This window comes from Pseudoalteromonas piscicida (genome assembly GCF_000238315.3).
Taxonomy (GTDB): domain Bacteria; phylum Pseudomonadota; class Gammaproteobacteria; order Enterobacterales; family Alteromonadaceae; genus Pseudoalteromonas; species Pseudoalteromonas piscicida.
The window spans coordinates 1,539,635-1,559,724 of sequence record NZ_CP011924.1 but is presented as its reverse complement, the minus strand read 5'-3'; the positions used below and the strand labels follow the sequence as shown (position 1 = coordinate 1,559,724).

Annotated in this window: 16 protein-coding genes and 1 tRNA gene; 13 read left to right on the top strand and 4 right to left on the bottom strand. The window is 43.9% G+C overall.

All coding sequences use genetic code 11. The features are described 5' to 3' along the window. Window positions 1–15 precede the first annotated feature (15 nt). From folP to PPIS_RS07120, 7 genes are all read left to right on the top strand, one after another. The gene (gene folP / locus PPIS_RS07150; RefSeq protein ID WP_010373857.1) at window positions 16–861 is read left to right on the top strand and encodes a dihydropteroate synthase; all 846 of its coding nucleotides are present in this window, start codon (window positions 16–18) and stop codon (window positions 859–861) included. After that, the gene (gene glmM / locus PPIS_RS07145) at window positions 858–2,198 is read left to right on the top strand and encodes a phosphoglucosamine mutase (RefSeq protein WP_010373858.1); all 1,341 of its coding nucleotides are present in this window, start codon (window positions 858–860) and stop codon (window positions 2,196–2,198) included. Before folP ends, glmM begins: the two co-directional genes overlap by 4 nt. Window positions 2,199–2,277: 79 nt before the next feature. Further along, window positions 2,278–3,018 carry a triose-phosphate isomerase gene (gene tpiA / locus PPIS_RS07140; RefSeq protein ID WP_010373859.1) on the top strand — a complete coding sequence of 247 codons (741 nt, stop codon included), beginning with the start codon at window positions 2,278–2,280 and terminating at the stop codon, window positions 3,016–3,018. A gap of 4 nt (window positions 3,019–3,022) precedes the next feature. Then, on the top strand, window positions 3,023–3,370 hold the full coding sequence (gene secG / locus PPIS_RS07135; protein WP_010373860.1) for a preprotein translocase subunit SecG: 348 nt from the start codon (window positions 3,023–3,025) through the stop codon (window positions 3,368–3,370). Window positions 3,371–3,393: 23 nt separating this feature from the next. Beyond that, a tRNA-Leu gene (locus PPIS_RS07130) sits at window positions 3,394–3,478 on the top strand. A gap of 554 nt (window positions 3,479–4,032) precedes the next feature. Next, complete coding sequence (locus PPIS_RS07125) at window positions 4,033–6,276, top strand: TonB-dependent receptor (RefSeq protein WP_010373861.1); 2,244 nt, start codon at window positions 4,033–4,035, stop codon at window positions 6,274–6,276. Between the two features lie 297 nt (window positions 6,277–6,573). Then, the gene (locus PPIS_RS07120; RefSeq protein WP_010373862.1) at window positions 6,574–6,978 is read left to right on the top strand and encodes a PaaI family thioesterase; all 405 of its coding nucleotides are present in this window, start codon (window positions 6,574–6,576) and stop codon (window positions 6,976–6,978) included. Window positions 6,979–7,100: 122 nt separating this feature from the next. Here the strand turns inward: PPIS_RS07120 and PPIS_RS07115 are convergent, their stop codons facing one another. Next, window positions 7,101–9,353, bottom strand: coding sequence for a TonB-dependent receptor (locus PPIS_RS07115; RefSeq protein ID WP_010373863.1), 2,253 nt, complete (start codon window positions 9,351–9,353; stop codon window positions 7,101–7,103). A 253-nt stretch (window positions 9,354–9,606) separates the two neighbouring features. On the opposite strand from PPIS_RS07115, the gene PPIS_RS07110 reads away from it, so the two are divergent. The 3 genes from PPIS_RS07110 (at window position 9,607) to PPIS_RS07100 (ending at window position 13,526) form a co-directional block, all read left to right on the top strand. Then, the gene (locus PPIS_RS07110) at window positions 9,607–10,608 is read left to right on the top strand and encodes a LacI family DNA-binding transcriptional regulator (RefSeq protein ID WP_010373864.1); all 1,002 of its coding nucleotides are present in this window, start codon (window positions 9,607–9,609) and stop codon (window positions 10,606–10,608) included. A gap of 129 nt (window positions 10,609–10,737) precedes the next feature. Further along, a complete protein-coding gene (locus PPIS_RS07105; RefSeq protein WP_010373865.1) occupies window positions 10,738–12,000 on the top strand; it encodes an MFS transporter in 1,263 nt (420 codons plus the stop codon). 8 nt (window positions 12,001–12,008) lie between these two features. Then, a complete protein-coding gene (locus PPIS_RS07100; RefSeq protein WP_010373866.1) occupies window positions 12,009–13,526 on the top strand; it encodes a trehalase family glycosidase in 1,518 nt (505 codons plus the stop codon). Here the strand turns inward: PPIS_RS07100 and PPIS_RS07095 are convergent. Then, the gene (locus tag PPIS_RS07095) at window positions 13,462–14,373 is read right to left on the bottom strand and encodes a helix-turn-helix domain-containing protein (RefSeq protein WP_010373867.1); all 912 of its coding nucleotides are present in this window, start codon (window positions 14,371–14,373) and stop codon (window positions 13,462–13,464) included. The genes PPIS_RS07100 and PPIS_RS07095 overlap by 65 nt on opposite strands. 158 nt (window positions 14,374–14,531) lie before the next feature. On the opposite strand from PPIS_RS07095, the gene exaC reads away from it, so the two are divergent. Further along, window positions 14,532–16,052 (top strand): acetaldehyde dehydrogenase ExaC, encoded by a 1,521-nt coding sequence (gene exaC / locus PPIS_RS07090; RefSeq protein WP_010373868.1) that lies wholly within the window; start codon window positions 14,532–14,534, stop codon window positions 16,050–16,052. A 61-nt stretch (window positions 16,053–16,113) separates the two neighbouring features. Here the strand turns inward: exaC and PPIS_RS07085 are convergent, their stop codons facing one another. Then, window positions 16,114–17,757 (bottom strand): ATP-binding protein, encoded by a 1,644-nt coding sequence (locus PPIS_RS07085; protein ID WP_010373870.1) that lies wholly within the window; start codon window positions 17,755–17,757, stop codon window positions 16,114–16,116. Window positions 17,758–17,871: 114 nt separating this feature from the next. After that, window positions 17,872–18,588: a haloacid dehalogenase type II gene (locus tag PPIS_RS07080; protein WP_010373873.1), complete on the bottom strand. Its 717-nt coding sequence runs from the start codon at window positions 18,586–18,588 to the stop codon at window positions 17,872–17,874. A 147-nt stretch (window positions 18,589–18,735) separates the two neighbouring features. Here PPIS_RS07080 and PPIS_RS07075 point away from each other — a divergent pair, with 147 nt between their 5' ends. Beyond that, a complete protein-coding gene (locus PPIS_RS07075; RefSeq protein ID WP_010373875.1) occupies window positions 18,736–19,623 on the top strand; it encodes a LysR family transcriptional regulator in 888 nt (295 codons plus the stop codon). A 119-nt stretch (window positions 19,624–19,742) separates the two neighbouring features. Continuing rightward, window positions 19,743–20,027 (top strand): hypothetical protein, encoded by a 285-nt coding sequence (locus tag PPIS_RS07070; protein ID WP_010373877.1) that lies wholly within the window; start codon window positions 19,743–19,745, stop codon window positions 20,025–20,027. Window positions 20,028–20,090 lie beyond the last annotated feature (63 nt).

Sequence of the window (20,090 nt, the reverse complement as noted above, 5' to 3'; positions counted from 1 at the left end):
GAAAATAGGTATAGAATGTACGAGTTACGTTTACCCAAAGGGCGCACCCTTAGTTTAGATAAGCCTCAGGTAATGGGGATTTTAAATGTTACTCCCGACTCATTTTCTGATGGTGGACATTTTACTCACCTTGATAGCGCAATCGAGCAAGCAAATTTAATGCTTTCACAAGGCGCTACCATCTTAGACATAGGTGGAGAGTCCACTCGTCCCGGCGCGCCAGACGTAGAATTAGAAGAAGAATTACAGCGCGTAATACCGATTATTAAAGCAATTCGCACACACTCTAACTGTGTGATTTCGGTAGATACTAGTAAAGCCGAGGTAATGAAACAAGCAATAGAGGCTGGTGCTGATATCATTAATGATGTTCGAGCGTTGCAAGAGCCAGGTGCGCTTGAAGTCGCAGCTCAATACAGTGATGTACCAATTTGTTTAATGCATATGCAAGGTCAACCTCGCTCAATGCAAAATAACCCTCACTATGATGACTTATTTTCAGACATCAGTCAGTTTTTCGAAGCTAGGATCAGTGCGTGCAAGCAAGCTGGGATTGATACCAACCGGCTGATTTTAGATCCAGGTTTTGGCTTCGGTAAATCTCTAGAGCATAACTTTCAGATATTAGGTGGATTGGACAAGTTTCATGCTTTCGATTTACCTATTCTGACAGGCCTCTCTAGAAAGTCCATGTTTGGACAACTACTCACTCGGGAAACGCATGAGCGCGTAGCTGCGAGTCTAGCTGGTGCATTGATATGTGCGCAGAAAGGCGCGCACATAATTCGTGTTCATGACGTAAAAGAAACAAGCGACGCGCTTAATGTATGGCTAGCGTCGGTCAATGGAGTTACTCAATGACAACAAGAAAGTACTTCGGTACGGATGGTGTAAGGGGCATGGTGGGCGAGTTCCCAATTACGCCTGAATTTGCAATGAAACTAGGCTGGGCGGCTGGAAAAGTGCTGTCTGAGCGTGGTACCAAAAAGGTAATTATTGGCAAAGATACCCGCATTTCTGGCTACCTTCTTGAAACCGCGTTAGAGGCTGGGTTAATTGCCGCTGGGATCAATGTGATTTTATTGGGGCCTATGCCGACACCTGCTGTTGCTTACTTGACGCAAACGTTCAGAGCTGAGGCTGGTATTGTGATCAGTGCATCTCATAATCCATACCATGACAATGGCATCAAGTTTTTTGGTGGCGATGGTAAAAAGCTCCCTGACGAGGTGGAACTTGCAATAGAAGCAAAGCTGGATGAACCGATGACGTGTGTCGCGTCTGAAAAACTCGGTAAAGCTAAGCGTCTAGAGAGTGCGGATGGTCGCTATATCGAATTTTGTAAAGGCCAGTTTCCTAAAGAGCTATCGCTTGAAGGATTGAAAGTGGTGCTGGACTGCGCAAATGGCGCGACTTATCATATTGCGCCAAGTGTCATGCGTGAACTTGGTGCAGACGTGATCACAACCGCGTGTGAACCTAATGGTGTCAACATCAACGAAAAATGCGGTGCAACGCATGTCGAAGCATTGAAAAAAGCCGTACTTGAACATCAAGCGGATGTTGGTATTGCTTATGATGGTGATGGTGACCGAGTCATGATGGTCGATCACGACGGTCATGTATTTGATGGTGATGACATCGTCTATATTATCGCTTGCCAAGCTCATGCCGATGGCACATTAGGTGGCGGTGTTGTAGGTACGGTAATGTCTAACATGGGGCTCGAAAACGCCCTTAAATCACGCGGAATTGCTTTTGAGCGTAGTAAGGTCGGTGACCGCTATGTAATGGAGCTTCTTGGTGAGAAAGGCTGGAAAATTGGCGGCGAAAGTTCAGGTCACGTTTTAAATCTGGATCTGATCAGCACCGGTGATGGCATTGTCTCTAGCTTACAAGTGCTTGCAGCCATGGTTGCGCAGAATAAAACATTAAAAGATTTGGGTGAAGGTTTTAGCAAATACCCAATGAAGATGATTAACGTGCGCTATAGCACTAAAGATGATCCAACCGAGCAAGACGCTGTTAAAGCAGTCGTCGCTGAAGTCGAAACTCAGCTTGCCGGAAAGGGCAGAGTGCTATTGCGTAAATCTGGTACAGAGCCAGTGGTTCGCGTCATGGTTGAAGCTCAGCAACAGAAGCAAGTTATCGATTTTGCCCAAAAAATCGCTGAAGTTGTTGAATCTGTGAGCAATTAAACCAAAAGTTAAATTTATTTCTTGTAACTTCGGGTGAGTAGAGTTAGTATCTCACCCGCTTTCTACTGCGGAGTATCGTATGACAACTAGAAAGCAAATTGTTGCTGGTAACTGGAAAATGAATGGCTCAAAAGCCCTTGTTGACCAAATATCAGAAGCAGTAAGCAATCAAGCATTTCAAGCAGATGTAATTGTTTTTCCTCCTGCCATGCTCATTGAGCAAGCAGCAAGTAAAGGGCTTACTGTCGGAACACAAACTGTTTCGGAATATAAAGAAGGCGCATACACTGGAGAAATTCAGGCGTCCCTAGCAAAATCGCTAGGTGCAACATATACCTTAGTTGGTCACTCAGAGCGTCGAGCTATTTATGGCGAAAGCGATGAAGATGTTGCTAATAAATTTGCACATGCTCAAGAACAAGGTTTGACACCAATTTTATGTGTTGGTGAAACTGAAGAAGAAAGAGAAAATGGGCAAACAGAGCAAGTCGTTGCTAGGCAAATAAACGCGGTTATTACCAAATTAGGTGTAGCAGCGCTAACTCACTCTGTGATAGCATACGAACCTGTTTGGGCTATTGGTACTGGTAAAACAGCATCTCCTGAGCAAGCGCAGGCAGTACACAAATTTATACGTGATTTGCTTTCAGAAAATGACAAGCAAATCGCACAAGCACTGCGACTTCTTTACGGTGGCAGTGTTAATGAACAGAACAGTGAATTGTTATTCGCACAAGACGATATAGACGGTGGACTTATCGGTGGCGCAAGCCTAAAACCTGAGAGTTTCGCAGCTATATGCAGAAGTGCAAAAGGATAAGTAAATGTACGAAATTCTAATGGTTGTTTACTTAATTGTGGCGTTAGCACTAATTGGTATGGTGTTGATTCAGCAAGGTAAAGGCGCAGATATGGGCTCTTCGTTTGGTGCAGGTGCATCAGCGACAGTTTTCGGCTCATCAGGCGCAGGCAACTTTATGACCAAGACAACAACAATCTTAGCAACGATTTTCTTTGTGCTAAGTATTGTTCTAGGTAACCTAACTACAGGTCAGATTAAAAAGACTAATGAGTGGGAAAATCTAGAGGCACCAGCTGCTGCAACAACAGTTCCAGCAACAAATGATGTGCCAGCGACAGAAGAAAATCCAGCTTCTGACGTACCTAACTAATCGTTAGGAAATACACCGAATTTGCGAATGTGGTGGAATTGGTAGACACGCCATCTTGAGGGGGTGGTGGCTTCGGCCGTGGGGGTTCAAGTCCCCCCATTCGCACCAAATAAAAAAACCAGCTTATGCTGGTTTTTTTTCGTCTATCGTTTGCCACTAAGCCTGTAGAACAACTAAATAGCAGAATTTTCGCCTTGGCTAAATGGATATTGGTACCTCGGCAATAGCAGGATGCGGTAGCGCTGTTATCGACAAGACTTTCTCGCCTCAAAATTTCAGACGAACCTAGCACCACGGCAAAAACCTAGGCAGAAGTTTCACTTTAGTAACATATCATCCAGCTATTCAGTATAATTATTTGTTCTATAACGTTTTTTTACAAAAATTAATTTCCTAATATTGGTTTTGTTTTGGTTACAAAAACCCCAAAAGTAATTTTTATTAAATAATTATTTCAATTTATCCCCATTGTGACTATAATGCCCCTCCAGAGGAAAGAGATGCCCCTAGTGCATCTTTTTTTATGCCCAAAATTTGTAGTGTCCAAATCTATTTAGATTTTACGGATTACAGGGCTAGAAGTAATAACACTGAGCTTGTTGCTTCTCTAGTTTGCGACCTCTCGCGACTAGTACACACACGGTGATTCCTTTGGAGATTATATGATTACAGTTTTACCTCGCCTTGGTTTATCTGCGATTTCAGCTGCAGTGTTAGCAGCAGTAGCCCTTCCTAGTACTGCATTGGCTGAACAAGCTAATGTGGAGCAAGAAAAACAAGTTTTTGAAAAAATAGAAGTGACTGCTCGTAAACGTACAGAAAGCTTGTTCGAAACGCCTACTGCGATTACTTCTATCGGTGCTAGTGATATTGATAAAGCCAATATCAGCAATCTAGACGATATTGGTAAGTTCGTTCCAAACTTAAATATTACTCGCTATGGTGTAGGTAATGCTGCACATGCTTCTGTATTTATCCGTGGTATTGGCCTGCAAGACCATGTGATCACAACAGACCCTGGTGTTGGTGTTTATGTTGATGGTGTATACCTTGGCCGTCAGATGGGTTCTAACCTTTCACTGCCTAATGTTGAGCGCGTAGAAGTACTACGTGGTCCACAAGGCACACTGTACGGCCGCAACACATTAGGCGGTGCGGTAAATGTGATCACTAAACAACCTGGCGCTGGAGAAGTTGCACGCGTTGAAGCTAAAATAGGTTCTCGCGGTCGTTTAGCGACTGATCTTTATACAAGCCAAACGTTAACAGACACACTAAGCTTTTCTGCAAGTGCATCTTATAAAGAGCGCGATGGTGTAGGTAGAGCAATCAACTTAGCAAATCCCGAAAAAGAAATCGGCGAAGAGCAAGAGTTTAGTGGTCGCTTAGCAATTAGATGGCAAGCAACGAATGATTTAGTTGTCACCGCTGCATTTGACGGCGTTGAGAACGAGTCTGGTCAATCACCGTATACTATCGAGTTAACAGATCCACTTGACTCAAATGACCCTTTCAATGGTGACTTCCCATTGCTAGATGAATCTATGCTGCCAAACAATCCTGATGACTTGGCAACAACGGTTGCTGGCATTGAAAGCACCGACTACTCTGGTTGGGGCGGCTCAGTGACTGCTGATTGGCAAGCAAGTGATGTTTACTCGGTTAAATTTATCGCAAGCAAGCGTAGCTCTGAATATACCGGTGGCCTAGATGACGATGCGGTAGCACTTAATCTATCTGAATTCCCAGAAGAGGGCGGTGCAGATCAGTACTCATTTGAGCTACAACTAAACGGTACTTATGACTCTTGGGATTTTGTATCGGGTCTTTATTACTTTAACGAAGACGGTTTTACCAGCTCTGGTCCGTTCGTATTTAGCCCGTGGAACACGCCGAATGGCTTATTAAACGATGGTCAGACTGCTTCTTTTGGTGGCTACGGTTACTTTGACATCAACCAAGAAACTGATGCCTATGCGGCATATATCAATGCAAGCTTTGACGTAACAGAGCTGCTCAGCATTGGTGGTGGTTTACGTTACTCTGAAGATAAAAAAGAGGCAAACGCGCTGTTCCCAAGCTTTGGCACTCGTAAATACGTCAGTGCAGATTTTGACGAAGTAACTTGGGACGTGAATGCGTCATACCAGTTAACTCGTGACATTAATGTTTACGCGCAGGTCCAAAAAGGATACCAAAGTGGCGGCTTCCCACCACGTCCATTTGGTGGCCCAGATCAATTCGCTGCGTTTGATGAAACTAAAGCGATTAACTACGAAATCGGTTTCAAAGGCCAAGTGCATGAAAACGTATCTATGATGGTTGCTGCATTTGTAACGGATTACACCGATCTGGCGTTACCTTTCAACGACCCGACAGCAGGCGGTGGTTTCGTCACTATCGTGGAAAATGCAGGTGAGTCGAAAGCACAAGGTGTTGAACTTGAAACGACAATCGCAATTACTGATGATTTCTCAGTACGCAGCTCAATCGGTTACCTAGACTCAGAAATTACCCATGTTGATGAAGGTGTTATTGGTATTGGTAAAGGCGATGCGCCAGCACTCACACCTCGATGGACTGTGATGGTGGCACCATCTTACTTCCATGACTTAGAGCATGGTGCAACGATTGCAGTTAACGCAAGCTACTCGTACCGCTCAGACATGCAAGGTCAGTCTGTAACACGTGCAAGCGAGCATATTGATTCTCGCGAACTGTTAGGCTTTAACATCTCATACACCAACGCTGAAGGCGATATGGAAGTAACGCTATACGGTGAAAACGTGCTAAACGAAGTGTACGATGTAGGTCGTCTACAGCAAAGTGGCTTTGTTGGTGTCATGCGCAGCAATGACCGCAGTGAGTTTGGTATTAAGTTCAAAAAAGAGTTCTGGTTAGATTAATCCAACCCTTATTTGAAGATAGAAAAAGCCGCTTAGTTTCTAGCTAAGCGGCTTTTTTGTTTTAAGTCTCTCGTCCTAAATTATATTGAAACTCATTCAGCATAACGTAAAGCGATTGATATAACTGCTTGTTTACATTGTGGTTAACCTATGGGAGTCTAGTGATAGACAATATCTCGATTCCAGTTTTGAGTCGTGTTGAGCTAATCATATCGCTGTAACTCGTTTACCTATAAACGTGAAGACTATTCGTGACCTAGAGTCTATTTGAGCGTAAATATTACGAAGGAGAAGAAGTTGAGCAATACTATGTTAGAGGAAGGAAAGGAGATCCTAGCACAGCAGTCTTTTAGTTTATTGTTAGGCGCTGAGTTGGAGGTGTTTGAGGTTGGCGTTGCTGAGTTAAGCCTAGCTATTCGGGATGACCTTAAACAAAACTATGGTTTTGCACATGGCGGCGTGGTTAGCTATCTAGCTGATAATTGTATTACTTTTGCTGGTGCATCGGTGCTGGGCAGCTGTGTTACCTCAGAGTATAAAGTGAATTATGTTAGACCTGCTATTGGCGATAAGCTAATCGCGAAGTCAACTGTTTTGTATTCGGGTAAACGTCAGGCGACATGCGAATGTAAGGTATATGCGCAAAGCGGTGATGAAGAAAAGTTGGTGGCGGTTTCTCTTGGAACAATAACTAAGGTTTAGGGTAGCAGGGGGCACTCTGAAGTGCATTTGCATATAATAAACGTATTAGGTTTTTTAGCGCTACCAACCTTAGAGATTTGATATAAGCAGGCAGCGCTATGTTAAACGCTTAGTTACAGCAACTAGAACGTATACGCAACGCTAAACTTCACACTTCTTGGCATGATATAGCGGCCGTTAGGTGAATCTGGGTTACGTGGATCCCCCTCGGTGATCCCTTGTTTGTCAGTAAGGTTATCTACCGCCAGTTGTAATTTTACGCCCTCTGTAGGTTCTACAATAAGGCCAACATCAAGCTTTTTATAGCCCTCTAACACGACAGTATTTTCATTATCGCCAAAACGGTCATCTACAGCTGAGAGTGTGCCATACAAGGTGGCGTACATACCCGACATTTCAAAGTCATAACTTGGTGTAATACGTAGCATCCAGTCAGGTTGGCGCTGCGCTTTATTCCCTTCATTGGTCGGGCTTTCAGTAATTTCAGTGTCTTGCCATGTGGCATTCAAGTTTACCGATAGGCCCGACTCATGGTTGTAACTGTAATCAAGTTCTACACCAGTTGCTTCGTTGGTTAGAATTTCCGCAGGTACTCCTGGGCGTCTTACAAACGTGTCGCCTTTTACTTCGTTGGTAAATAAAGTAACAAACAGGTCGCCGGTTTCACCCATATATTTATAGCCAAGCTCTGCTTGTGTGACTTCTTTAATCAGCGACTCGCCCGATTCATAGGTGCTATAGTTATCTCTAAAGTCGTCGAAATAAGGCATTTTGTAGCCTTTGTTCATACGCACAAAAACACCTGAATCTAAGTTCAAATTATAGTCAGCACCTAAGGTCCACGAAGTTTTGCGCTCATCATAGTCAACCGCTTTGGTGATAGCCCCATCTAAACCTTCGTCGACCGAATACTCAACCTCGTGTTGCTCGCTACGTAAGCCTAAATCTAACTTAAGGGCTTCCGTTGCTTGGTAACTTTGGGTGGTGTAGATGGCCCATGTTGTCGCATCACCAGAACTGTTAATGTCGTAGTTGAAGGCACAACCCGCAACATCGCTATTACACGCGATACCATTCAATGCTTCGCCACCTTGCTCCAACACATGGTAGGCGGTATTACCTAAGCTCCACCAATCTTTTGCTGAGGTAGTTGCTGTATAAATACCAAAGGCACTTGACCAATCACCAAAGGTTTTGCTTAAGGCTAAGTCATTGGTGAAAGCTTCGATATCCTTTAATACAACCCAGCGACCATATTGTTGTACCATAGTATCGCCCGCGTATTCATCGCCCGTGACGCTACCTGTTGCGGTTTCACCATTGTCCGCCACTTCACTTAAAAGCATCGCACTGCCAGCAGGCACAAGGCCTAGTGTATTTGCATCGCCTTGCGTTAAGCTAAAGCGGTCATTTAATTGCCAGCCGTTTTTGAATTCTACTTTTAAGCTACCTCCAGAAACATGGCCTTTCCAGCCACGACCATCACCCATATCTACGCTCATCGGTGCATTTTCATCACCGACATAAATAATCGCCTTGCGATTATTCGTTCCCAGCTGAGTAAAGCCTGCATCCACACCCTCCACATTAAGTGGGGTTGGCAGATACCATGCGCCTCTGTCATCAGTTTGACGGGTATAAAGGTTAAACTCACCGTCAGCAAACTCTTTGGTTAGGTTTATGGTGAATTGATGACCTTTTTCTGAGGTAAAACCCGCATCACGGACCCCAGAAGAGCGTTTGATATAACCGCCAACCATGTAGTAAAGGTCATTGGAGATCTCACCACTTAACACGCCGTCAATGCGGTTTAGACCATAGTCTGTGGTGGTGTATTTAAACGTCCCTTCGGTGTCGGCTTGGCCGCGTTTAAGTTGAAAGTTAGTTGTTAAGCCCGGCTGACCATTAGACACCACGGGGTTTGGTCCACCACGCAGGCCTTCCATCATACTGATGGTTTCATCGAGTCTGAAAATCGAGGTGTTTTCTAAAAATGAGAGCGTTGGCGCGGGATATATAGGACTGCCTTGCAAACTAACCGTTAAGAATGGTGCATCCCCACCGCCTGGAAAGCCGCGAACAAAAACGTTGGCACCGGATTCACCTCCTGAACTTTCAACCCAGATACCAGGCACCGCTTTAAGCAAGTCAGCGGTACTTTTGGGGGCGAGCTTATCAATTTGCACGGCATCGATGTTAGTCACAGCAAAGCTTGCATCAATTTTTCTGATCCCTGCGCCACCAGGTGTACCTGAGACAATGATGGTTTCTACTTTTTCTTTGTTATTGTTCGGTTGTTGTTCAGCCTGAGCTGACGCACTTAACGCAAGCGTTATAGCAGCAGCGATCAAGCTTAAGGAGTTAGTTTTTATCACGGCTAAAGCCCTCTTGTTGTTGTCATAGACTGGTATTTAACGACTGTCTATTTTTTAAAATAGATCTTAATGCAAACGTTTGCAATGATGTTGTTTAAAAATTTGTCATAAAATGATGTAAGGCGTTACAAATTTACAGTGATTGCTTATCTTTTCTGCTTGGTTAGGGTAGGAGATTCAATTAGTTATGGTTTAAGTATCAAAAAATTGTAAGAATAGCGATGTAATAACGTGTGCTAAGAAGGGGTTTGCGATGGGAACAACACAATTAAAGCTATCGGATCTAGCAAGGCTAGCTGGCGTCTCTACCTCCACAGCTTCCCGTGCACTCAATGATAACCCTCTGATAAAAAAGGAAACTCGAGAGCGCATTCAGGCGCTTGCAAAAGAGCATCACTTTAGTGTTAACGCGGCGGCTAGTCGCTTACGGATGCAAAAAACCAAAGTCATTGCCGTTATTATCAATCTCGAAGCCGAAACCAAACAATCCGTCGACGACCCATTTTTACTTAAAGTAGTGAGCGATATTAATCGTGCAGTGAACCGAAAAGGCTACGAGTTATTGCTCTCCAATTCTTATATGGCGGGGGAAGACTGGCATGGTTATTTTATTTCTGGCCGTCGAGCCGATGGAGTTATTGTCGTCGGCCAAGGCAAGGAGCAAGCACGAATTGAGCGTGCTGCAAGAGCTGGCACGCCGATCGTGGTATGGGGCGACCCTAAAACTTCTGCAAATTATCCTATCGTTGGGAGTGACAATTTTATTGGTGGCCTTAACGCAACGGAGCACTTAATTGCCAGGGGAGCGTCTAAACTTCTATTTTTGGGCGATCCGGGTCATGCCGAACTTGGTGAGCGCTATCGCGGATTTTGCCATGCGGTGGAAAAAGCCAAGGTAGAAGCGAAAATGATTAAAATCGACATTACCTCAGAGGCTGCCTACGCGAGTATAAACGCTTCGTTGCGAGCACAAGGATTAACCTTTGATGGGATCTTTGCATGTAGTGATATGGTCGCGCTTGGAGCACTAAAAGCCCTAAAAGAGCGTTATGTTAGCGTGCCGAATGACGTACGAATAGTCGGCTTTGATGATATTGCCATGGCACAGATCAGCTTCCCTGCGCTATCTACGATTAAACAAGACACCAACGCGGCAGCACAGTTATTGGTGGAAAAGCTGCTCTCTCAGCTAAGTGGTGAGACATGTGCTTCTCAAGAGGTGCCGTCCTCATTGGTGATCAGACAATCTAGTTAACGCAGCACAATATGCGATAACAATCATTAGCTTAAATTGTATTGATGTGATTTGAAATGCAAACGATTGCAAAAATAAGAAAGTCTGTCTAGACTAAAAAGGAATCACAGTGTTTTAACGAGAATAACAATGAATCGAGCACGTATCATACTTGCCATGGCCGTTAGTTACTTCCTATTTGCTATTTTGCTCAATAGCGTAGGGACGGTCATCTTGCAGTCTATTCATAGCTTTGGCATTACAAAAGCGCAGGCCGCCACCTTAGAGGCATTTAAAGATCTTCCCATCGCCATCGTTTCATTTCTAGTTGCGTCGGTTATCCCTAGGGTCGGATTTAAAATCGCTCTGACCGCTGTGCTTGCGGGTGTAGCATTGATTTGCAGTATCACTCCTATGGTCGCTGAGTTTTGGATTCTTAAACTAGTATTTGCTTGCGTGGGTGCGGCATTTGCGGTGGTCAAAGTGTCGGTTTATGCGCTCGTTGGCCAAGTCACTGAAGGAAGCAATCAACATTCAAGCCTGCTTAATTTTATTGAGGGCGTGTTTATGTTAGGGGTCCTCGGCGGTTATTGGATTTTTGCGGCGTTTATTGACAGCGGCGATAACTCTCTTGGCTGGTTAAACGTCTATTTCGTGTTAGCTGTGCTGAGTGCTTTCACCGCGTTTATTGTTTGGGTTTCCCCAATTGCAAAGCCTGAGCCAACGCAAGCCACCGAGTCTAGTGTCTCTGCATTTATGGCTATGCTAAAGCTTGTGGCTAAGCCGCTTGTGCTGGTATTTGTGATTTCCGCATTTTTATACGTATTGATAGAGCAGAGTATAGGCACTTGGTTGCCTACTTTTAATAATGAGATCTTGTCATTACCGGTGAATATTAGCGTGCAAATTACCAGTGTTTTTGCTGCCTGTTTAGCACTCGGTCGGCTTGGTGCCGGCGTTGTGCTCACCAAAGTACATTGGTATGTGGTGTTAAATGTTTGCCTTGCCGCTATGGCAGGATTAGTGATTTTAACGTTACCGATGACTGAGGGTATTGAGAAAACGCTTATTTCTTCGTTATTTGATGCACCCCTTGTGGCTTTTCTGATGCCGCTGATCGGTCTTTTTATGGCGCCTATTTATCCGGTCATTAATTCGGTAATGCTAAGTAGTTTACCCACTACACAGCACGCTTCGATGACAGGGCTAATCGTTGTATTTTCAGCGCTAGGTGGTAGCACAGGCTCAATGATCACAGGTTTGGTGTTTCAACATTTTGGTGGTCAACAAGCGTTTTATGGGGCACTTATTCCCATGCTGGTGATTGCTGTGTGTTTATATTTCTTTAAATCGATGAGTGAGTCTAGCCAATTAAATCATGCTCACACGCCAAATCAACAAAAGGTGAGCTGAGGTTTTACATGCAGTATCAATCAAACTTTTATTCCACAGAGATTTTTAAGGCGGTGCAAAGCGCTGGTTTGTTTTCAGACAGTAAAGTTTTTGCAGATGCCATCGCAAAAATTCCGCTGGCAGAGATAGAAAACCAGTATGTGATGCAAAAGCCGACGGGAGAGGCGTTACTTAGATTTGTGCATGCGCATTTTGACTTTGTTGCCAACAAAGAGTTAGATGCCTTACCAGACTTTACTAGTGCGCAGCAGTATATCAGTGCGCTGTGGTCGCGTTTATCTAGAAAGGCGAGCACCGTTGCTAAAGGTTCCTTGCTACCTTTACCCCATCCGTATGTTGTACCGGGTGGACGTTTTAACGAAATTTATTACTGGGATAGCTACTTTACGGCACTCGGGCTTTTGGATGCGAACAGAAGCGATCTCGTTGAGGGGATGCTAGATAACTTTGTGAGTCTTATTGATCGTATTGGACATGTACCTAACGGCAATCGAGATTATTACCAAAGTCGCTCCCAGCCACCTGTAACGGCATTAATGGTTGATTTACTGTGGCAGGAAAAATCTCATGATAAGCAGTGGCTGTCGCGAGTTACTCAGGCATTACTGAAAGAACATCAGTTTTGGCAGACCGGAGAGGATTTGAGTTGCACGGATAAAAAAGCGCAGTACCGAGTCGTCAACATGCCATGTGGGGGCACACTGAATCGCTACTGGGATCCGCTTGCAGCGCCGCGCCCAGAGTCTTTTATTGAGGATATAGAATTAGCCACAGCGGTTACGGACAGCGAAACGTTTTATCAGCACATTCGTGCGGCTTGTGAGTCGGGGTGGGACTTTAGTAGCCGTTGGTTAGCAAACGCTGACGATTTAGCGAGCATTCGTACAACAGACATTATCCCAGTGGATTTAAATGCACTATTGGTATTGCTTGAGTCGCAAATTGCACGTTGTTTTGAGAAATTAAACGAGCTAACGCAAGCGCAGTACTATGCCAATTTAGCGTCAAATCGCAGTGCACTGATACAGAAATATTGTTGGTGCGATAAAAAAGGTTGGTTTTTCGATGTGGATCTTAATGATTATGCGCGTACCTCCGTTGAATCTCTAGCGGGCGTTGTACCTATGTTTGCAGAGTTGGTTACACCTGAGCAGGCAGAGCATATTGGCAAAAAACTCGAGGCAGAATTTTTGCAGCAAGGCGGATTGGTTAGTACCTTAGTCACTACTTCACAGCAGTGGGACAGTCCTAATGGCTGGGCACCACTGCAGTGGTTTGCGGTGTCAGGCTTTAGGGCATATGGTCAAAATCAGCTCGCGAAGAAGATTATGCAAGCATGGCTTTATGCTGTTGAAACCGGCTTTGAGCAAGCCAGTTGTTTGCTTGAGAAGTATAATGTGGTTGAACCGGATAAACAGGCAAGTGGCGGAGAATACGTGGTGCAACAGGGCTTTGGTTGGACTAACGGAGTAACCAGTCGTTTTTATCGGCTTTTAGTGCCTGAAGTTGATAGTCCTTCGGCGTGATATTAAAAGCTTGTTTAAACGCTCGACTAAATTGGCTTGGATGCTTAAAGCCGAGTGCAAAGCTAATTGCGGTGATCTGAATTCCAGCTTTTAGTTTTGCCTTTGCTTCAGTTAGTCTCCGTGCTTGGAGCCACTGCTGTGGCGTCATCGCAAATGATTTTTTAAATTGATTGAAAAAGCGACTTCTACTCATGCAGCTAAGTTTACAAAGCTTCTCTACATCTAATGGCTCGTCTAAATGCGTCTCCAAATAATGCATCGCTTGATACAAACCGTTTTGATCTGGTGTTTGTTTTACTGCGCCTAACAGCAGATCTCGGCTTTGTTGCTGTAGTAGTCTTGCAATTAGTTCATCCATTGCCAAATCGATAAAGTACCCCCGCTCAGCCTCATTCTCACTGAACAGATGGAGCAATCGCCCCAAGCAGTGCTGGGTTTGCCAGTTATGCTCGGTGTGCACCAGCTGCTTTTGATAATTAAAATCACTAGGAAGCGAAAGCGCTAACTTCTCACTCACGGTATTAATTTTCTCTCGACTGATCTCAATGGCTAAACAGGTGGTGGGAGCGGATAAGCTAGCGTCGGGAAAGTCTATAAATACGGTTTGTTCTGGTGCCAATACGAAGCTTTGATGAGGTAAAAAGGGCTGGTGATAGTCGCAACTGTCTACATGCATCACTTTTTTGCCCGTGATCATTGCACAAAACAACACTTCATTAGAGGCGAGTTTGACTCTATTGGTACTTTCGTATGTGTCATAGACGCTAAGCTCTACCTGATTGGCGGCAAAACTTATTTTGTTTTCAACTAAGCGTTCGACACGACTGCGATGTTTAGAGATCTGCAAACAATGCACTCCTTCTCGGTTACTTTTGGACTGTGCGTATACATTCCGAGACCCTAAGTTAAGTTTTTAAAGGTGAATTTGGCTAATGTCAAATATTAGTAAAAACAAAACTGGGACGAGTGAAGCCCAAATAAATAACACAAGTTGCAGAGGTAAAAATGATATACGCAAATCCAAATACTGAAGGTGCGATCGTCAGCTTTAAGTCGCAATATCAAAACTTTATTGGCGGTGAATGGACGCCACCCGTTGACGGCCAGTACTTCGACAATATTAGTCCTGTTAATGGCGAAGTGTTTTGTCAGATCCCGCGTTCAAATAATGCAGACATTGAACTGGCGCTTGACGCCGCCCATGCTGCAAAGGCGGCGTGGGGTAAAACTTCGGTCACTGAACGAAGCAATATATTACTCAAAATCGCAGACCGAATAGAAGCAAACCTTGAATACCTAGCGGTAGCCGAAACATGGGATAATGGTAAAGCTGTACGTGAAACGCTAGCCGCTGATGTTCCGCTTGCTGCTGATCATTTCCGCTATTTTGCAGGTTGCATTCGTGCTCAAGAAGGAGCCATAGGTGAAATTGACGAGTCAACCGTGGCCTATCATTTTCATGAGCCTCTGGGTGTTGTGGGGCAGATCATCCCATGGAACTTCCCATTACTTATGGCCGCTTGGAAACTGGCACCCGCTCTCGCAGCTGGAAACTGCGTAGTGCTAAAACCTGCGGAGCAAACGCCTGCGTCTATTTTGTTGTTGATGGAATTAATCGCTGATTTATTACCAAATGGTGTGGTTAATGTTGTAAATGGTTTCGGGAAAGAGGCTGGTGAAGCGCTTGCTACGAGTACACGTATCGCAAAAATTGCGTTTACAGGATCGACTCCTGTGGGCTCTCACATCCTAAAATGTGCTGCTGAAAATATCATTCCCTCAACGGTGGAGCTAGGGGGTAAGTCGCCTAATATCTACTTTAGTGATGTGATGCAAGCTGACGATGATTACCTAAGTAAGTGTATTGAAGGCGCTGTGCTGGCCTACTTTAACCAAGGCGAAGTATGTACTTGTCCATCGCGATTGCTCGTGCAAGAAGATATATACGATGACTTTATAGCCAAAGTCATCGAACGCACTAAGGCGATTAAACGCGGCAATCCGCTTGATACAGAAACCATGGTTGGTGCACAAGCCTCACAAGCTCAATTTGATAAAATTCTTAGCTATATTGATATTGGCAAGAAGGAAGGGGCTGAAGTATTAATCGGTGGCGAAGTCGCAGAGCTTGGCGAGGGTTATCATAAAGGTTTTTATATTCAGCCGACGCTGTTAAAAGGGCATAACCAAATGCGGGTATTCCAAGAGGAAATATTTGGTCCGGTGATCTCTTTATGTACTTTTAAAGATGAAGCGGAGGCGTTGGAATTGGCGAATAGCTCTGAGTTTGGTTTAGGTGCTGGGGTGTGGACTAGAGATATGAATCGCGCATATCAATTTGGTCGCCAAATCGAAGCGGGTCGCGTGTGGACTAACTGTTATCATATGTATCCTGCACACGCGGCATTTGGTGGTTATAAAAAATCAGGTATTGGCAGAGAAACTCACAAAAAAGCGCTGGATCATTACCAACAAACCAAGAACCTCTTAGTGAGCTATAGCACCAGTCCTCTAGGATTTTTCTAATTTAATTATTATAGAAGTATCGAGTACTGACCATTGTGACAGTACTCAATCAGTCATCCGGTTAAGAAACAACTTTTAATGGCGTCGCTTGTTTATTAGCAAATGCTATCCTATATTCGAGTCCTTTGCCGGGCTCGCTGACGGTGTGTACATCTCCATCTAGCCCTTGAGTCACCAAGTTATAGATAATATAAGCGCCAAGTCCCATACCGCCACTTCCTCTTTTGGTGGTATAAAATGGCTCGAATAACTTACTTAATTCAAGCTCCGACATGCCTTTACCATTGTCTTTATAAATAAGCCCAATGTGTTCATCATGTTTAAAGAATTCAATGGTGATCTCACCTTGTTCCGACTCTTTAAAGCCATGTGCAATGGAATTTGCGACTAAATTCGAAATGATCTGAAAAATAACACCGGGATAGGTCGTGGCGATAAGGCCGGGATCGCAATGAAACTTGATTTTATGGTCATGCTTTTTAATCTCTGGGCTGAGCGCTGCGATGATCTCTTGAACATAATCATGGACATTAAAGGCTCTCACCTGCTCGCTGGATTGGTCTACAGCGACTTGCTTAAAGCTAGTGATTAAATTGGCTGTCCGTTGGAGGTTTTTTAATAGTATTTTGCAAGCACTGGTTGAATCTGAAATAAAGTATTCTAACACCTCAGTAGAGAGCTCCTTACATTGATACTTCATGGTGAGGTCGTTTAAGTGTTCTTGTAAATAGGTCGTGGATGTAATGCCAATCCCTATTGGAGTATTAATTTCGTGTGCAACCCCAGCGACCAGATCGCCAAGTGATGCCATTTTTTCTCTTTCAAGTAGTTGTGCATGGGTACGGTTGAGGTTGATAACGGTTTCTTCTAATTTTTGATTCGTCTCAACTAACGAGCGAGTGCGCTCACTCACTAACTCTTCTAGCTGCTCTTTATGTTGTTTTAACTCTTGTAAGATCTGCATTCCTTCGACTAATAAAAACCCCAAAGCGACGATATAGGCCATTAGCCTTAAAATGTGCCAACCCCACCAAGCAGCATCCCACAACTTGGATTGCTCAAACATGATAGCGGCTGCGCCAAACAAGAAGCAATGTAAGCAAAATAGCAAATCACTCACATGATGAGAGTCACGATATACAAGAAGGATTTTAACCGCAGCAATAATAAATAGGGCACCACCAATTACGTTTAGCGCCATCGCCGTGCCAGTAAAGTGGCCTTGTTTAACCATATCTGGTAAATCTGCAGGGAAAGCTAAACTGCTAATGCCGATAATAATCGCGGCTGTACAAGCACCAATTAACCAATAACGGTTTTTGAACCAAGTAACTCGGTTGTGGGCAAGCAGAGTGATGAAGGCTAGGCCACCGAAGAAAGTCGCGATACTATGGAGCCAAACGAATGTTTGGCCAACATTTACGGCGGCATGAAATCCATCTAAGATCCCCATTATTAGCAACGCTGTAGCGATTTCAATATTAAAGCTTGTTCCTATATTGTGCTTTTCGAAGAATAATAACGCAAATGCAATAAAAAGGGCGACAGCCGAGCCAAAGCTCTCAACCACTGCATGCGTTTCTATCAGCGGCCACGTAATGTCACTGAACAGAGTATTGCTCAGTAAAAGGGATGCGCCGTGGATAGTTAAGCTAACACCTATGATTATCCAGATCACAATGTGGGTGTTTTTATTTATGTTCATTTAGGCTATTCCTTCGATTTACCTCCTTAAATCTAGTACATTTATTGTGTAGATAAAGCATGCCGAGCATTTTTATCAGCTAGTACTAAGGTACCAGCTGATACATTTCCAATGTTACTCGTTTCCAGAGGTGGCGAGCTCGTCAGCCAAACTTGTTAAGTCCGGTAGCACGTAATCTGGTGCTTTTGCCAGTGGATAAAGTTGCTTTTGTGGTCTTGCAATAAACGCAGTTTGCATGCCCGCGGCTTTAGCGCCGGCAACATCCCAGCCGTGAGCCGCCACCATTAGCGCTTGGTCTGGGCGAATATTTAGTTGCTGTAACGCCCACTCATAGGCTCTAAGGTCGGGCTTATACACTTTAATGTCTTCAATACTCAAGCGTTGATCAAAATAGGTGATTAGACCGGCATTTTCAAACTGCGCTTTAACTCCTGCATTCGATGAATTGGTTAAACTCACGAGTTTAAAGCCTGCTTGTTTGAGCCGCTTTAGCGCTGGAATGACGTCTTCATGCGGGGGCAAAGAGAGCAGGGCGGGCACGATTGCTTGTTTAGCTTGTGAGTCAGTTATCGTTAGGCCTTTGTTCTTTGCAACCATTTGTAGCGAGGCAACGCCTATTTTGCCAAAATCTTGATAATCACCACTTACCGTAGTCACTAACGAGTGATGTAGCATAGTGGAAAACCAAAGGGGTAATAGGGACTCATCACCACCCAAAACTTGGCTAACCGGTTTATTCATTGACTCTAAATCAAGTAAGGTTTCATTGACATCGAAGAAAATAACTTCCGGGCGTTCAACCTTTGAGTTGGCTTGGCTAATATTCGGCATTAGGCCTCCTAACGTAACGAATAGACTAATTAAGGTACGTTGCATTGATAATTCCAATTTAGTTGCGATGAGAAGCAGTATATTTATTTGATAAATTTAAACAAAGCGTGCATATTCGAAAGCAAGATTCGAAAAAATTAAATCAACATGTATTCAATCGCTGAACTCGAAACATTCTTGGCTATTATTAAACATCAAGGAGTGGTTAATGCTGCGAAGCAGTTGAGACTCTCACCCGCGACAGTTAGTCATCGTCTTAATAAGTTAGAGCAACATTTAGGCACGACTTTGCTGTTTAGAGATAGTCGTACGCTAACATTGTCCCCAGCCGGAAGTACTTTTAGAGAGCGGGTGGAGCATATATTAGAGGCGCTTTATGATGCTGAGCACGAAATAGGTGCAAGGGGCTCAGCGGTGAGCGGGTTACTTCGTGTCACTATGCCGCCTTGGGTGTTTTCACAATTTGTGATGCCAAATCTAAGTCAATTTGAGCAAGCGCATCCGCAATTAGCACTCGATTTCCTGATCAACGATCAGTTTGTAAACATAGTTGAAGGTGCTCAAGATGTAGCGATACGCGTTGGACAATTGGCTGATTCTGGGTTGTTGGCGAGAAAACTATGCGATAACCATCGGATATTATGTGCAGCGCCGAGCTATATTGACCGCTATGGCATGCCTGATAATATCAGCGAATTACAAAACCACTTTTTTGTATGCTTACCTTGGCAACGAGAATTTAAGTTAAAAGAACCAAACGGTAGAATTGTACACTTTAACGCAAAAACTCGTTTTACGATTTCAAACTCAGACAATATGACTTCTGCTGCCCTAGCTGGGCATGGTATTGCAGTTAAATCTCACATTGCCATCAGAGATAACCTAAAAAGAGGTGAGTTAGTGCCTATAATTCCAGGTTGTCTCGAAAGTGACGACGCACCTATTTGGTTTGTCAGGCCTCAACACTCGCTGAAGACACGCAAAGCAGAGGCATTCTATGAGTTTATGAAGTCATTGTTCGAAAATAAGGGCTAATACTTTAGTCTGCTTGTGCTTTTAAACTAATAACTCTAAACTCCGTATTAAAATTAGAAACTAGCCAGCGAGATGGTTGTAAAATCAAACTGGTAACACTGATAGCAAACGGAGCTGCTATGTTCAAATTCATTTCTTGGATTTTTTCTATCACCGCATTTTCACTTACTCTATTCTTTATCGTGCAAGGTAGTTATATGCTTTGTTTAGTCATGCTACTTGCTGGATTGATTGCATTGCCAAAACATGAAAAAGAATTGCAACCATTAGGTATGAGATTACATGCTAAGCATTTTTCTCGGGAGTCTCGCTCACTTAGCTCAAAAGAGGTAATGAACTTTTTATTAGCATGCTCATTGGCTGGCGCTAGCCTTGCGTACCAGTGGCATGTGGTAACAATATAGACTTTACTTAATACCTTGAGTGTTTATATACAGCTATAATCCGAGTTCCTATTAATGGGATAC

What these genes read in the sequence shown, in the direction of transcription:
- PPIS_RS07085 (WP_010373870.1), bottom strand. Translation starts at nt 17,757, where the DNA reads ATGAACATAAATAAAAACACCCACATTGTGATCTGGATAATCATAGGT.
- PPIS_RS07070 (WP_010373877.1), top strand. Translation starts at nt 19,743, where the DNA reads ATGTTCAAATTCATTTCTTGGATTTTTTCTATCACCGCATTTTCACTT.
- PPIS_RS07105 (WP_010373865.1), top strand. Translation starts at nt 10,738, where the DNA reads ATGAATCGAGCACGTATCATACTTGCCATGGCCGTTAGTTACTTCCTA.
- PPIS_RS07075 (WP_010373875.1), top strand. Translation starts at nt 18,736, where the DNA reads ATGTATTCAATCGCTGAACTCGAAACATTCTTGGCTATTATTAAACAT.
- tpiA (WP_010373859.1), top strand. Translation starts at nt 2,278, where the DNA reads ATGACAACTAGAAAGCAAATTGTTGCTGGTAACTGGAAAATGAATGGC.
- PPIS_RS07110 (WP_010373864.1), top strand. Translation starts at nt 9,607, where the DNA reads ATGGGAACAACACAATTAAAGCTATCGGATCTAGCAAGGCTAGCTGGC.
- folP (WP_010373857.1), top strand. Translation starts at nt 16, where the DNA reads ATGTACGAGTTACGTTTACCCAAAGGGCGCACCCTTAGTTTAGATAAG.
- secG (WP_010373860.1), top strand. Translation starts at nt 3,023, where the DNA reads ATGTACGAAATTCTAATGGTTGTTTACTTAATTGTGGCGTTAGCACTA.
- PPIS_RS07125 (WP_010373861.1), top strand. Translation starts at nt 4,033, where the DNA reads ATGATTACAGTTTTACCTCGCCTTGGTTTATCTGCGATTTCAGCTGCA.
- exaC (WP_010373868.1), top strand. Translation starts at nt 14,532, where the DNA reads ATGATATACGCAAATCCAAATACTGAAGGTGCGATCGTCAGCTTTAAG.
- glmM (WP_010373858.1), top strand. Translation starts at nt 858, where the DNA reads ATGACAACAAGAAAGTACTTCGGTACGGATGGTGTAAGGGGCATGGTG.
- PPIS_RS07100 (WP_010373866.1), top strand. Translation starts at nt 12,009, where the DNA reads ATGCAGTATCAATCAAACTTTTATTCCACAGAGATTTTTAAGGCGGTG.
- PPIS_RS07080 (WP_010373873.1), bottom strand. Translation starts at nt 18,588, where the DNA reads ATGCCGAATATTAGCCAAGCCAACTCAAAGGTTGAACGCCCGGAAGTT.